The organism is Pseudomonas sp. PDM17 (genome assembly GCF_014851985.1).
Taxonomy (GTDB): domain Bacteria; phylum Pseudomonadota; class Gammaproteobacteria; order Pseudomonadales; family Pseudomonadaceae; genus Pseudomonas.
The window spans coordinates 399,815-413,318 of the sequence record NZ_JACVAT010000002.1; the positions used below are offsets into that span (position 1 = coordinate 399,815).

A 13,504-nucleotide genomic window follows, 5' to 3' on the forward strand; every position below is an offset into this window, starting at 1 on the left:
TCGTTAAAAAAAACACCGTGAGAGAAAAATAATCAGCGACGGCCCATGGCGAACGACTGTGGAATCCCGCGGTTGGCGGTCTGCGGGCGTTGTGCGAAGGACAGCCGCAGGTGCAGGCGCATCAGGTCGGCGGCGACTTCCAGCTGGCCGCGTTCGATCTGCTCGATGATCCGCAGGTGCTCGCGCAGGGCTTCCTGCAGGCGGTGCACGCTGACCATCGGCAGCAGATTGGGCAGGCGGCGCAGGCGCTGGTGCTGCAGCAGGGCGTCGCCGACGAAGCGGTTGCCGCAGCCCTGGGCGATCAGCTCGTGGAAGCCGATGTCCAGCTCGCGAAACTGCGCCACGTCGAAGCGTTCAATGGGCGCGCCGAGCAGGTCTTCCATGGCGCCGCGCAGCAGCGCGAGGCGCGCCAGATCGGGGTCGAAGCCGGGCGCCAGCAGCGCTTCCGGCTCCAGGATCAGGCGGTAGCGCAGGCTGTCTTCCAGCGCCGCAAGGTTGTTCAGCAGCGGGCGGAACGACCAGCTCTGCCCGGCACCGCGCTCCAGCACCTGGTCTTCGCTGAGTTGCGCGAGCACCTTCTGCGCGGCGGCGCGGCCGATGTCGTAGCGGCGCATCAGCTCGCTGGCGCTGAGGCTGTTGCCCAGCCGCCCGGCCATGCGGTCGCGCAGTACCGAGGCGGCCAGCGCCTGTTCCTCGGCCTGGGGCAGGGCGGGGCCGAGTACCTGGGCGGACGGGTCGGCGGCGAGGCGATAGCCCTTGCCCGGCTCGTGGGCTACCAGTTGCTGTTCCAGCAGCAGGTCCAGCCCTGCGCGAATCAGTGTGCGCGATACGCCGAAGGTGCGCGCCAGTTGCTGCTCGGACAGGCCGTCGCCGTCTCCCAGTCCGGTGTCCTGGGCGTGCTCGATGATCCGCCGGGCCAGTTCCAGGTGGTTGGTGCGCGGTCTTTTCTCGGTGTCCTTGCTCAAGCGGCTTTTCTCCAGCAGGCCCCGGCAGGCGTGTCGCCGCAGGGCGACCCCTTATGCCACAGCGTGGGTGGTCCAACAAGAATGCAAGAAAAGGTTGACTTCGCCAGTGGTTCGGTTTTTATTTTGAAAAAAAGACATGTAGTACGCTTTTCGTTCCGCTGCCGTCGACACAACAACAACCAATCGTCAGGTGCGCAAGATGAAGCTGAAGACCATGCTCTACGCAGGGGCAACCCTCGCGCTCACGCTGTCCGCCACCACGGCCAGTGCCAAGGATCTGGTGATCTCCATCTGGGATGGCTACATGGCCCCGGACAACCTGGAGAAGTTCCAGAAAGCCACTGGCCTCGAAGCCGACAAATCCCTCCACGCCACCAACGAAGAGATCATGGGCAAGCTCATGGCCTCCGGCGGCGAAGGCTATGACGTGGTGTTCGTGTCCTCGCCCTTTGCCGAGATCCTGCACAAGCAGGGCCTGCTCGCCGAGATCGATCCGGCCAAGGTGCCGAACCTGAAGAATCTCTACCCCGAAGCGCAGAAGCTCGAATACGACGTCGGCAACCACTTCTCCGTGCCTTACACCTGGGGCACCACCGGCATCTGCTACCGCTCGGACAAGGTCAGTCCGGCGCCTTCGAGCTGGAGCGACCTGCTCAAGCCCTCCGACGCCCTCAAGGGCAAGACCACCATGCTCGCCACCGACCGCTGGCTGCTGGGTGCCGGCTTCCTCGCCAACGGCTGGTCGGTGAACGACGGCAACCCGGACCAGATCAATGCGGTGCGCGACCAGCTGATCGCCACCAAGAAACGCCTGCTGTCCTTCGACGACACCACCTTCTACTCCAAGCTGGCCTCGGGCGAGGCGCTGATGGCCCACGCCTGGGACGGCTGGTGCAACTACGGCACCCAGGCCAACGAGTCGATCAAGTTCGTCGTGCCCAAGGAAGGTTCCGACCTCTGGGTGGACACCATGGTCGTGCTGAAAAGCTCGAAGAACCCCGACGCCGCCTACCGCTTCATCAACTACATGCTGGAGCCGGCGAACCACGCCTGGGTCGCCGAGAACATCCTCTACAAGGTGCCCAACCAGGCGGCGATGGCGACCTTGAAGCCCGACCTGCTGGCCAAGTACCCGAACCTCACCACCACGCCGGCCGAACTGGTCAAGCAGCAGCAGTTGCGTGACGTCGGTGGCTCGACGCAGAAGGCCTATACCCGCGCCGTGACCGAGATTATGGCGGCGCAGTAAGGCCGATGGGGCGTCGCGCCGGCGCCCCGCAACCCTCTCCGGAATAACCCTGAAGCACCCCCGCCTGGCGTGGGGTTGGGGGAACTACGCATGACCGCTTTGTCCGCCGACCGGAAACTCTCGGCCTGGCTGCTCGCGCCCGGCCTTGGCTGGCTGGCCCTGTTCCTGCTGCTGCCGTGCCTGCTGGTGCTGGTCTACAGCTTCCTCGAGCGTGGTGCCTATGGCGGCATCGACTACGTGTTCACCTGGGAAAACTACCGCCGCGCGGTGGACCCGCTGTACCTCGACATTCTCCTGCGCTCGGCGAAGATCGCCGGCCTCGCCACGCTGTTCGCGGTGCTCATCGGCTACCCGGCGGCCTACGCCATTACCCGAAGCACTCCGCGCCGGCAGGCGGTGTTCCTGTTCCTGGTGATGCTGCCGTTCTGGAGCAACTACCTGATCCGCACCTACGCCTGGATCGTCCTGCTCAACCGCGAAGGCCTGCTCAACCGGCTGTTCAATCTGCTCGGATACAGCGGCGAGCCGATCAGCCTGCTGTACACCGACGCCACCGTGGTGCTCGGGCTGGTCTACAACTACATCCCCTTCGTCATCCTCGCCATCTACAGCTCGCTGTCGCGCATCGACAACGAACTCTGGGAAGCCTCGCGGGACCTCGGCGCCTCCGGCTGGACCACCTTCCGCCGCGTAATCCTGCCGCTGTCGGTGCCGGGCGTGGCCGCCGGCGCGGTGTTTGTCTTCGTGCTCTCCATCGGCAACTTCATCACCGCCGACCTGCTGGGCGGCAAGCAGGTGCAGATGGTCGGCAACCTGATCTACGCGCAATTCCTCACTGCACGCGACTGGCCGTTCGGCGCGGCGCTGAGCTTCTTCCTGATCGGCATCATGATGCTGTTGCTGTTCATCCAGGCCATGGCCTCGCGCCGGGCCCAGGGTGCGGAGGGCGAACGCCATGCGTAATTCATCAGGCATCGCCCTCGGCGCGCACCTGTGGCTGGTGTATGCCTTCCTCTATGTACCGATCCTGGTGCTGATCCTGCTGTCGTTCAACGCCAGCGGCCTGCCCACCGCCTGGGGTGGCGCGTCGCTGAAGTGGTACGCCAAGCTGCTGGCCAATGCCTCGATCCAGCACGCGGCGCTGAACACCCTGATCGTCGCGCTGACCTCCACCTTCATCGCCTGCGTGCTGGGTACGCTGCTTGCCCTCGGGGTGGAGATGCGCGCCCGCAACAACCCTGGCAAGAAAGGCGCGAACCTCGCCGACACGCTGCTGATGGCGCCAATGATCATCCCCGACATCGTCCTGGCCATCGCGCTGCTGAGCTTCTTCAACCTGCTTAAGATGAGCCTGGGGCTGCACTCGATCATCCTCAGCCACGTGGTGTTCAACATCGCCTTCGTCTGCGCGGTGGTGCGCACGCGGCTCAAGCATTTCGACTACTCGATCCTCGAAGCCTCCATCGACCTCGGTGCCGGCTGGTTCACCACCGCGCGCCGCGTGCTGCTGCCGGCGATCTTCCCCGGCGTGATGGCCGGCGGGCTGCTGGCGTTCACCCTGTCGGTGGACGAATTCATCATCGCCTTCTTCAACTCCGGTTCCGGCAGCGCGTCCACCACGCTGCCGATGCAGATCTACTCGATGATCCGCTTCGGCGTGACCCCGGAAATCAACGCCCTCGCCACCCTGGTGATGCTGGTCAGCTTCACCGCGCTGTTCGCCTCCCAACGTCTGAACAAGGTGCCCAAAGCCCATGACTAAGTCATCCGACCTGCTCGTGCTGGAGCAGGTGAGCAAATCCTATGGCGAGGGCCTGACGGCGGTGGACCAGGTGTCGCTGAGCATCCGTGAGAACGAGTTCTTCGCGCTGCTCGGTCCCTCCGGCTGCGGCAAGACCACCCTGATGCGGATGATCGCCGGCTTCGAGACGCCCAGCTCCGGCGCGATCTATCTCAATGGCCAGGACATCTCGCCACTGCCGCCGAACAAGCGCCCGCTGAACCTGATGTTCCAGTCCTATGCGCTGTTTCCCAACATGACCGTGCGCGGCAACATCGCCTACGGTCTGGAGATGGAGAAGCTGCCAGCCGTGGAAATCCGCCAGCGCGTCGATGCGGTGCTGGAGACCGCGCAGCTCGGCCCGTTGTCCAACCGCCGGCCGGACCAGCTCTCCGGCGGCCAGCGCCAGCGCGTCGCCCTGGCCCGCGCGCTGGTCAAGCGTCCGCGTGTGCTGCTACTGGACGAACCCCTCGGCGCGCTGGACAAGAAGCTGCGCGAGAAGATGCAGTTGGAGCTCAAGCGCCTGCAGCACGAGAGTGGCATCACTTTCATCATGGTCACCCACGACCAGGAAGAAGCCCTGGTCATGTCCGACCGCATGGCCGTGCTGCGTGACGGCAAGGTCTGCCAGTGCGGCAGCCCCAGTGAACTCTACGAGAACCCGGGCAGCCGCTTCGTTGCCGACTTCATCGGCGTCAGCAACCTGATCGAAGGCCGCCGCGTGGGCACCAATCGCCTGCAGGCCGGCGACCAGGTGCTGAACATCGAGACCACCGCCGAGTCCAGCCCGGAGAGCGTGACCCTGGCGCTGCGCCCGGAGCGTTTACGGGTTCTCACCGACGCCACGCCGGCCACCGACAACCAGATTCACGGCGAGGTGGCCGAAGTGGCCTACCACGGCCTGGACACCAACCTGCACGTGAACACGGCGCTTTCCAGCAAGCCGCTGATCGTCCGCGTGCCGTCCTCGGACTACGACTTCTTGCGCCTCGCCGCCGGCATGCCGGTGCGCCTGGGCTGGGATGCGCGGCACGGCCGCGTGCTGACTCACTGATCGCCTAAGAACAAGACTAATGGGCCTGCCCCATGAACGGAGAGCACCATGAGTAGTGAACGCAAGGTCATCGCATTCTTCCCCGAGGCCGCCTACGGCCCGGCCCTCAACTCGGTAGGCATCGCCCAGGCCTGCGAGGCGCTGGGGCACAAGGCGGTGTTCCTCACCGATCCGGGGATGACCGGGGTGTACTCGGCCTACGGCTTCGAGGAGCATTACGTGAACATGTCCGAGCCGATGCCGGCCGAGGAGATGGCGCGCTACTGGACCGACTTCATCAACGGCCACATCCCCAACTTCCGCAAGGCGCCGATCGACCAGCTCGACAACTACGTGAAGGAGTGCTGGGAGGCCATCGTCTCCACCTCCAAGTGGGCGCAGAAGGAGCTGCCGGCGATCCTCGACCGGATCAAACCGGACCTGATCTGCGTGGACAACGTGATCCTGTTCCCGGCCATCAAGCACTACGGCAAGCCCTGGGTGCGGATCATCTCCTGTTCGGAAAACGAAGTGCACGACCCGGACATCCCGCCGTACCTGTCGGGCATGAGCGTCGACGACAAGGACGGCCACGCACGCTTCCAGAAACGCTTCGAGGAAGTGATCGCGCCGATCCACGCCGACTTCAACGACTTCCTCGCCGAGTGTGGCGAGCGGCCGTATCCGCTGGGCACCTTCTTCGAAGAGTCGCCCTACATGAACCTGCTGCTCTACCCGGACCCGGTGAAGTTCGAACGTCGCCATCCGCTGCCGGCGCGGCAGTTCCATTACCTGCAGGGCTGCGTGCGCACCGACAAGCCCTATGAAATCCCGCAGTTCAAGGCGCACAACGACAAGCCGCTGCTGTATGTCAGCTTCGGCAGCCTGGGCTCGGGCGACGTCGAGCTGCTCAAGCGTCTGGTCACCACCATCGGCAAGCTGCCGTACCGCGCGCTGTTCAACGTCGGCGAGCACGTGGAGAAGTACACCGACCTGCCGGACAACGTGATCGTCTCCAACTGGTACCCGCAGCCCTCGGTGATCGCCCAGGTCGACGGGGTGATCCACCACGGCGGCAACAACAGCTTCACCGAGTGCCTGTTCTTCGGTAAGCCGGCCATCGTCATGCCCTATGTCTGGGACGGCCACGACAACGCCATGCGTGCCCAGGAAAGCGGCCACGGCCTGCGCATGGACCGCTACGACTGGAGCGAGGAAGACCTGGCGCGCAACATCGCCCAGCTGCTGGGTGACCAGCTGATGCAGGGGCGCCTGGCGCGCACCAGCGACTACATGCGCTCGCGCAAGGGCCCGGAAGACGCCGCGCGCATCCTCGACCAGTTGGTGCAGGGCAAGGTGGTGAACCATGCCTGAGTTCAAGGCCGCGTCCTTTAATGGAGAGAGTACTGCGCCGCACATCCGCGGCGCCCGCGACTACGACGACCTGGTGGACTGGGGCGTGCAGTCCGACGCGCTGGAGGGCGTCTCGCACTCCAGCGGCCGGTTGCTGTTCAAGGGCCCGAACAACAGCCCGGAAACCGGCCTGTGGGTCTGCACCCCCGGCCGCTGGCGGCTGTCGATCCCGCGCGACGAGCTCTGCCACTTCGTCTCCGGCCGCGCCACCTACCGCTCCGACGAGGGCGAGGTGATCGAGGTCGAGCCCGACACCCTGGTGCTGTTCCCCGCCGGCTGGACCGGCGAATGCACCGTGCACAGCACCTTGCGCAACCTCTACATGCTGGCCTGAACCCGTAGGGCGCATAACGCCACAAGCGTTATCCGCCGTCGATTTCCACCCGAACCCACCGGCGGATAACCGCAAGCGGTCATCCGCCCTACATGCTTCGACTCATCAGGAGTGAACGATGAAGACCCCCGTTATCTACCGCCCCCTGCAGGTCACCGAACTCAAGGACTGGGGCGTGATCCCGACCATGCTCGAGGGCGAGTCCCATGTCAGCGGCGTGGTCCTGCACAAGGGGCCCGAAGGCCAGTCCGAATGCGGCATCTGGCATTGCACGCCGGGCAAGTGGTTCTGCCACGTGACCAGCGACGAGTTCTGCCACTTCCTCGAGGGCCGTTGCACCTACGTGCACGAGTCCGGCGATGTGATCGAGATCGAGCCGGACACCGCGGCCTTCTTCCCCAAGGACTGGAAGGGCGTGTGCACCGTGCACGAGACCATCAAGAAGGTCTACATGATCCGGTGATGCCATGAACCTGCCCTGCGAAACCACCCGTGCCGCTGCCCGCGAGACCTTCCTCGCCGGCAGCGGCCTGGACGGCGCGGCCATCACCGCGCTGCCGGCGGACGCCTCGATGCGGCGCTACTTCCGCCTCGACGGCAAGGGACTGCTGCTGATGGACTCGCCTCCCGGCGCCGAGCCGCTGGCCCCTTACCTGCGGGTGGCGCAGCTGCTGCGCGACTGCGGGCTGTCGGCGCCCAGCGTGCTGGCCGCCGACCGCGAGCTGGGTCTGGCGCTGGTGGAGGACTTCGGACAGGCCACCTACACCCGGTTGCTCGCCGATGGTCATGACGAGGTGGCGCTGTACCGCCTTGCCGTGGACGCCCTGGTGCGCCTGCACCGCGCGGGCCCCCAGGCCGCCGAAGGCGTGGCGGCCTACGATGGGCAGAAACTGGGCGATGAAGCGGCGCTGTTCATTGACTGGTATGCGCCGCTGCTGGTGGGCGAGCAGGCTGCCGCTAAGCTGCGCGAGCGCTATCTGGCGGAGTTCGCCGCGCTCTGGCGCGATGTATCGCTGCGCCGTGAAGTGCTGGTGCTGCGCGACTACCACGTCGACAACCTGATGCTGCTGGAGGGCAGGGCGGGCGTGGCGGCGTGCGGGCTGCTGGACTTCCAGGACGCGCTGTTCGGCGCGCCGGCCTACGACCTCATGTCCCTGCTCGAAGACGCGCGCCGCGATATTCCCGAAACTCTGCGCGTGACCCTGCTCACCCAGTACCTCAGCCAGCGACCGGAAGTGGACGGCCGGCGCTTCATGGCCGACTTCCAGGTGCTCGCCGCACAGCGCCACGCCAAGGTGCTGGGCATCTTCGTGCGCCTGGCCAAACGCGACGGCAAGCACGGCTACCTCAAGCATCTGCCGCGCGTGCTGCGGCTGTTCCAGCGCGCGCTCGACAGCGAACAGCTGCGCCCGCTGGCGACGCTGCTCGACACCCATCTGCCGAACTGGCGCCAGGGGCTTGAGAGCGACGTGATCGCCCAGCGCCTGGCTTCATCCGATTCCCTGCGGAGCATTCCATGACCGACTTTCACGTTGATCTGCCCCTGCGTTTCATCGGCCCGGATTACCAGGGCGTGGCGACGCAGCGCCGGCGCGACATCGTCAACCCCGCCGACCTCACCCCGGTCGGACGCATCGCCCTGTGCGAAGCGGAAGACGTGGACGCCACCATCGACGCGGCCAACGCCGCCCAGCGCGAGTGGAAGCGCGTGGATGCGAAGTCCCGTGCGGCGATCCTTCACCAGTTGGCCAACGCTATCGAAACCGACCAGGCCACCCAGCGTGAAGTGGCGCGGCTGATGACCCTGGAAATGGGCAAGCCGTTCCCCGAAGCCATGGGCGAGCTGGCCAACTGCGCGCCGATTTTCCGCTATTACGCCGAGATGGCCCGCGACGAGGCCGGCAAGGTCGCCGGTACCACGCAGCTCGGCTCGTTCCAGCATGTGCGCTACGAGCCCTACGGCGTCAGCGTGCACATCATGCCGTTCAACTTCCCCATCCTGCTGATGTGCTGGACCCTGGCCGCCTCGCTGGCGGCGGGCAACGCCTGCATCGTCAAGCCGGCGGAAAGCACCACGCTGTGCACGCTGAAGTTCATGCAGCACTTCAAGGTGCTGCCGGCGGGGATGGTCAGCTGCGTGCCGGGCGATGCCAGCACTGCGCAGCGCCTGGTGCAGTCCGAGCGTACCCACGCCGTGGCCTTCACCGGCAGCGTCGCCGCCGGCAAGGCGGTGGCGGTGGCCTGCGCCGAGCGGATGAAACCGGCGGTGATCGAGGCCGGCGGCAGCGACCCGATGATCATCTCCCGCCACGCGCCGCTGGAAGTCGCGGCGGCCGGCGCGGTGACCGCGGCCTTCCACCTGAGCGGGCAGATCTGCACCTCGGCGGAGCGCTTCTATGTGGTCGATGAGGTGCATGACGAATTCGTCGCGCGCTTCGCCGAGCGTACCCGCGCGTTGCGCATCGGCCACGGCCTGGAGCGTTCCGAGATCGGTCCGATGGTCAGCGAGGCGGCCCGCGCCAAGGTCATCCGCCTGGTGGACGACGCCATCGCCAAGGGCGCCACGCTGGTCTGCGGCGGGCGCATCCCCGAGCAGTTCCCGGTGGGCTGGTATTACGAGCCGACCATCCTCACCGACGTCACCCCGGCCATGGCGATCTTCCATGAGGAGTGCTTCGGCCCGGTGGCGGCGATCTGCAAGGTGAAGGACTTCGACGAGGCGGTGCGGCTGGCCAACGACTCGCCCTTCGGCCTGGGCGCCTCGCTGTTCTCCACCGACCTGGCCGAAGCCATGGAGGCGGCGGATCGCCTGGAAGCGGGGATGGTCTGGGTGAACAACCCGCTGATCGACAACGATGCGTTGCCGTTCGGTGGCTGGAAGATGTCCGGCATGGGTCGCGAGCTGGGCCGCCAGGGGCTGGATGCGTTCCGCCGCTCGAAGATGGTGATCATCGACCACCAGCCGCAGATCCACTCCTGGTGGTACCCGTACAGCGACGAGGTGTTCTACCAGGGCTGAGCGGCCATCAGGTCGGGGCGCGGCCGAGCCTTTCCAGCAGCCGTGCCTTCACCTCCGGCCACTCGCTGTCGATGATGCTGAAGCGCACCGAGTTGCGCTTGCGGCCGTCGGGCATGATGCGCTCGTGGCGGACGATGCCTTCCTGCACCGCGCCCAGGCGCAGGATGGCGGCGCGGGACTTCTCGTTCAGCTCGTCGGTGGTGAACTGCACGCGCACGCAATCGAGTTCCTCGAAGGCGTAGGTGAGCAGCAGGAGCTTGGCCTCGCTGTTGATCGGCGTGCGCTGCGCCGACAGCGCGAGCCAGGTGTGGCCGATCTCCAGCTTGCGGTTGGCGCGGTCGACCTTCCAGAAACGGGTGCTGCCGACGATCCTGCCGGTGCGCCGGTCGAGGATGGCGAAGGGCAGGACGCTGCCTTCCTCCAGGCCCTTTTCGGCCTTGGCGATATAGCCCGCGACGGTATCCGGGCCGGGTACCACCGTGACCTTGAGGTTCCACAGTTCGCCATCGGCGGCGGCGTCGAGCAGCGCCTGTGCGTGTTCTGCCCGCAGGGGCAGGAGTTCGACGTGCTGGCCTGTCAGATGGGGGCAGGTGAGGGCGGGCATACGGATGGGCTCTGGGTGCGACGATCCCACAGCCTACCGGATGCCAGCGCTTTTCTGTAGGAGCGGGCCATGGCCGCGAACAGCGCCTGTAAGGCGCCGCTGTCCCCGCACTCACGCATGCCTGATCTGCAGGTCCTTGATCACGCACACCGACGCATCGCTCGCCAGGGTCGTGTCGGTGAAATCGATCTGGTTGTAGACCCCGCCGTGGAAATCGAACACCCGTGCAGCCCAGCTGACATCCAGCGGCATCGACGGCACCGCCGAATTACGCCCGTTGCAGCTGGCCTGCACCGTCAGCATCAGGCTGGACGTGGCGAGGATCAGGATGTCGAACTCCGCCCCCAGCGGCACGTTGTCCAGCACTGTGCTGTTCACCGGCGTGGTCTGGTTGAAGTTCTGGCGGAAACCCATGGTCAGCTTGCCCTTCTGCCAGAACACCTTGAGCAGCGGGCTGTCGTCGTCCTTCACGTGCATCTGCGCCACCACTACCTTCTGTGCCGAGTTCACCTGGGTGACCTTCATCAGTTGGTGGTTCACATGCTCGGTGGCGCCGCTCAAGGCCCAGTAGATCGGTTCCTTCCATTCGCAGCGGGTGCGGTGGACGCTCTTGCTTGCCACGCCCTTGGTCGGCGCGGTGAGTTGCAGGCTGCCGTCCGGCAGGCGGGTGACCAGGTTCGGGTACTGCGCCAGCGCCTGCGGGCCGGGAATCTCGATGGAGACGGTATCGGTCGGGGTCTTGCCCACGGGCAGGGCGATATTGAGGTTGTCGATGCTGACGGTCATGCCGGGCACTCCTGCGGCGGTGAGGGTGCCTGGTTTGACTGGACGGAGTTCCCCGCGCGACGAATTTTCGGCTGGGCGGTCATGCTGACGAAGCGCTGTCAGCCGACAAAGCGATAGCCCTTGCCGCGCACCGTGACGATCAGCGGCCTTGGCGGGTCCTGGTCCAGCTTGGCGCGCAGATGGGCGACGCGTACGTCCACCGAGCGGTCCAGGCCGTCCCAGGTGATGCCGCGCAGTGCCAGGAGCAGGTCGTCGCGGCTGAGGGTCTGGCCGGCGTGGGCGACGAGTTGCCAGAGCAGGTCGAACTCGGCGCCGGTCAGGTCGATGCGCGAGCCGTTGCGCCGCACTTCGCGCTGGCGGGCGTCGAGGGTCAGTCCCGAATGCTCCAGCCGTTCCGCCGGCTCGGCGGCGCTTCGCGGGCGGCGCAGCAGGGTCCGTACGCGGGCTAGCAACAGGCTCGGGCGCACTGGCTTGCAGACGTAATCGTCGGCGCCGTTCTCCAGACCGTCGATCTGCTCGGTGTCTTCGGAGCGGGCGCTGAGCATGAGGATCGCGCCCTGGTACTGCGGGCGGAGGCGCCGGCAGATGGACAGGCCATCTTCGCCGGGCAGCATGCGGTCGAGGATCACCAGGTCCGGGCGTTCGTCCAGCACCCGCTCGGCGGCGCGTGCGCCATCGGACTCGATGACGGCGGTCAGGCCATGGTGTTCGAGGAAGTCGCGGGTGAGGGCGGCAAGGCGCAGGTCATCCTCGACGATGAGAATGCGGGTTGTGGTCATGGGTATGGGAAGAAGAGGGCGCCGGGCAGCTTGTGGCCGCCCGGCGCTGCGGCATCAGAGTGTGACGCGCGCAATCGAGCCGTCCACCGACAGCCGAGTACCGTAAGGTTCCGACAACGCGGCGAAGCGCTGCAGGATCGCTTGTGCGTGTTCGCCTTCGGCCAGGCGTGGGCGGCCACGGCGGTGTACCGCCTCGCCCAGGCCCAGGCTCACCGGGTACAGTTCAATGCCGGTGAGGCGGCGGCCGTCGAACTGGCAGACCGGCACCAGGCTTTCCCAGAAGCGCGCATCGGAGGGGAAGCTGCGGGTGTCGTTCTGGGTGCGCTGCAGGAACACCTTCGAAGGCGTCTGGTTGCGGTCCACGCGGAATTGCTCGTAGCTGTCCGCCGGCAGGCGCTCCACCAGCTCGTTCTGGCCGATGAAGTTGCCCAGGCTGTAGAAGATCGGCTTGCCGTTGTAGATCTCCATGCCGCGCAGCAGGTGCGGGCCGTGGCCGACCACGATATCGACGCCGGCGTCGATCATGCGCCGGGCTACCGGCTGGATGAATTCGGCGGCCACTTCCAGGTCCCACTCACCCTTGGCGTCGTGGCCCAGTTCGTGGGCGTGGATGCTCAGCACCACCACGTCGGACAGCGTACGTGCTTCCTCGACCCAGCGCAGGATGTCGTCCATGTCCTTCTTGCGCGGCAGGGTGCGCAGGCGCGCGCTCTCGCCCTGGCGGAACAGCAACGGGGTGAAGGGGCCGAACACCGCCAGCGACGGATCGGGAATCGGGTGGGCGAAGCCCAGGTCCACCGCGCCCTGGTACAGACGGTCCAGGCCGAGGCTGGCGATGATGCCGCGCATGGCTTCCATCTGTGCGCCGTCGAGCTGGTGCACGGTGTCGTAGCGCAGCGGGTTGAGCCCGGGGCGGCCGGGCATGTCGCGGGTCTGCTCGCTGGCTTCCTGGCCTTTGCCGAAGGTGGAGGTGCAGGCCAGCAGCGAGACGGTGCCGGCAGGCTTGGTGCAGTACACCGGGCGGCGAGCCTCTTCGAGGTTGCGGCCGGTGCCGGCGAACAGCAGTTCGCGCTTGTCCAGCTGGGCGTGGGCGGCCTGCAGGCCGGCGATCCCATAGTCCAGGCTGTGGTTGTTGGCGGTGGAGAACAGGTCGATGCCGCCTTCCACCAGCTCGTCGAGCACCCACGACGGCGCACCGAAGTGCGAGCCGCCGCTTTCCAGCACGGCATCGCCATGGAAGTCGTTGGGCAGCACTTCCAGGTTGGTGAAGCTGACGTCGGCGTCGCGCAGCAGGTCGAACAGCGGGAGCAGGGTTTGGTCTTCGCGGCTGTTCAGGCGGCGCTGCAGGATGCTGTCGCCGGTCAACGCAATCTTCATGGTCCACCTCAGGGTCGGGGAGTCGCTGATGGCGGCGGACTTTAGGGCAATGCGCGGCCCGGGTCGGCTGAATCCTGGGTATCGCGATAGCCGTCGGTTATCACCCGCAAAGCCTCGCGCGCTGTTGATGTGCTGGCGTTTTCATTCTGGCTATGGGCATCACTT

At 66.2% G+C, this 13,504-nt stretch carries 14 protein-coding genes; 9 read left to right on the plus strand and 5 right to left on the minus strand.

All coding sequences use genetic code 11. The annotated features are described in order from the left end of the window. Positions 1 to 32: 32 nt before the first annotated feature. The gene (locus IB256_RS07605) at positions 33 to 965 is read right to left on the minus strand and encodes a GntR family transcriptional regulator (RefSeq protein ID WP_192294755.1); all 933 of its coding nucleotides are present in this window, start codon (positions 963 to 965) and stop codon (positions 33 to 35) included. 199 nt (positions 966 to 1,164) lie between these two features. On the opposite strand from IB256_RS07605, the gene IB256_RS07610 reads away from it, so the two are divergent. The 9 genes from IB256_RS07610 to IB256_RS07650 all read left to right on the plus strand — a co-directional run bounded on the left by IB256_RS07610 (position 1,165) and on the right by IB256_RS07650 (position 9,793). Further along, positions 1,165 to 2,214 (plus strand): spermidine/putrescine ABC transporter substrate-binding protein, encoded by a 1,050-nt coding sequence (locus IB256_RS07610; protein WP_017519222.1) that lies wholly within the window; start codon positions 1,165 to 1,167, stop codon positions 2,212 to 2,214. A gap of 90 nt (positions 2,215 to 2,304) precedes the next feature. Then, the gene (locus IB256_RS07615; protein ID WP_192401974.1) at positions 2,305 to 3,177 is read left to right on the plus strand and encodes an ABC transporter permease; all 873 of its coding nucleotides are present in this window, start codon (positions 2,305 to 2,307) and stop codon (positions 3,175 to 3,177) included. Next, complete coding sequence (locus IB256_RS07620; RefSeq protein ID WP_192401976.1) at positions 3,170 to 3,976, plus strand: ABC transporter permease; 807 nt, start codon at positions 3,170 to 3,172, stop codon at positions 3,974 to 3,976. The genes IB256_RS07615 and IB256_RS07620 overlap by 8 nt, the downstream gene beginning before the upstream one ends. Continuing rightward, positions 3,969 to 5,048, plus strand: coding sequence for an ABC transporter ATP-binding protein (locus tag IB256_RS07625; protein WP_151187414.1), 1,080 nt, complete (start codon positions 3,969 to 3,971; stop codon positions 5,046 to 5,048). Before IB256_RS07620 ends, IB256_RS07625 begins: the two co-directional genes overlap by 8 nt. Positions 5,049 to 5,096: 48 nt before the next feature. Then, entirely contained in the window at positions 5,097 to 6,401 is a 1,305-nt protein-coding gene (locus IB256_RS07630; RefSeq protein WP_192294752.1) for a nucleotide disphospho-sugar-binding domain-containing protein, read from the plus strand. Further along, entirely contained in the window at positions 6,394 to 6,774 is a 381-nt protein-coding gene (locus IB256_RS07635) for a cupin domain-containing protein (RefSeq protein ID WP_151187413.1), read from the plus strand. Before IB256_RS07630 ends, IB256_RS07635 begins: the two co-directional genes overlap by 8 nt. 118 nt (positions 6,775 to 6,892) lie before the next feature. Beyond that, positions 6,893 to 7,237: a cupin domain-containing protein gene (locus tag IB256_RS07640; protein ID WP_192401978.1), complete on the plus strand. Its 345-nt coding sequence runs from the start codon at positions 6,893 to 6,895 to the stop codon at positions 7,235 to 7,237. A gap of 4 nt (positions 7,238 to 7,241) precedes the next feature. Continuing rightward, positions 7,242 to 8,294, plus strand: a complete 1,053-nt coding sequence (locus IB256_RS07645) for an aminoglycoside phosphotransferase family protein (protein ID WP_192294751.1) — start codon at positions 7,242 to 7,244, stop codon at positions 8,292 to 8,294. Then, positions 8,291 to 9,793, plus strand: coding sequence for an aldehyde dehydrogenase family protein (locus IB256_RS07650; protein WP_192294750.1), 1,503 nt, complete (start codon positions 8,291 to 8,293; stop codon positions 9,791 to 9,793). The genes IB256_RS07645 and IB256_RS07650 overlap by 4 nt, the downstream gene beginning before the upstream one ends. A gap of 7 nt (positions 9,794 to 9,800) precedes the next feature. Here IB256_RS07650 and IB256_RS07655 read toward each other — a convergent pair whose 3' ends face one another. From IB256_RS07655 to IB256_RS07670, 4 genes are all read right to left on the minus strand, one after another. Beyond that, entirely contained in the window at positions 9,801 to 10,397 is a 597-nt protein-coding gene (locus IB256_RS07655) for a GNAT family N-acetyltransferase (protein WP_192294749.1), read from the minus strand. 111 nt (positions 10,398 to 10,508) lie between these two features. Then, a complete protein-coding gene (locus IB256_RS07660; protein WP_081518257.1) occupies positions 10,509 to 11,183 on the minus strand; it encodes a polysaccharide lyase family 7 protein in 675 nt (224 codons plus the stop codon). A gap of 98 nt (positions 11,184 to 11,281) precedes the next feature. Continuing rightward, on the minus strand, positions 11,282 to 11,962 hold the full coding sequence (locus tag IB256_RS07665; RefSeq protein WP_192294748.1) for a response regulator: 681 nt from the start codon (positions 11,960 to 11,962) through the stop codon (positions 11,282 to 11,284). Positions 11,963 to 12,016: 54 nt separating this feature from the next. After that, positions 12,017 to 13,339: a CapA family protein gene (locus tag IB256_RS07670; RefSeq protein WP_192294747.1), complete on the minus strand. Its 1,323-nt coding sequence runs from the start codon at positions 13,337 to 13,339 to the stop codon at positions 12,017 to 12,019. Between the last annotated feature and the right edge of the window lie 165 nt (positions 13,340 to 13,504).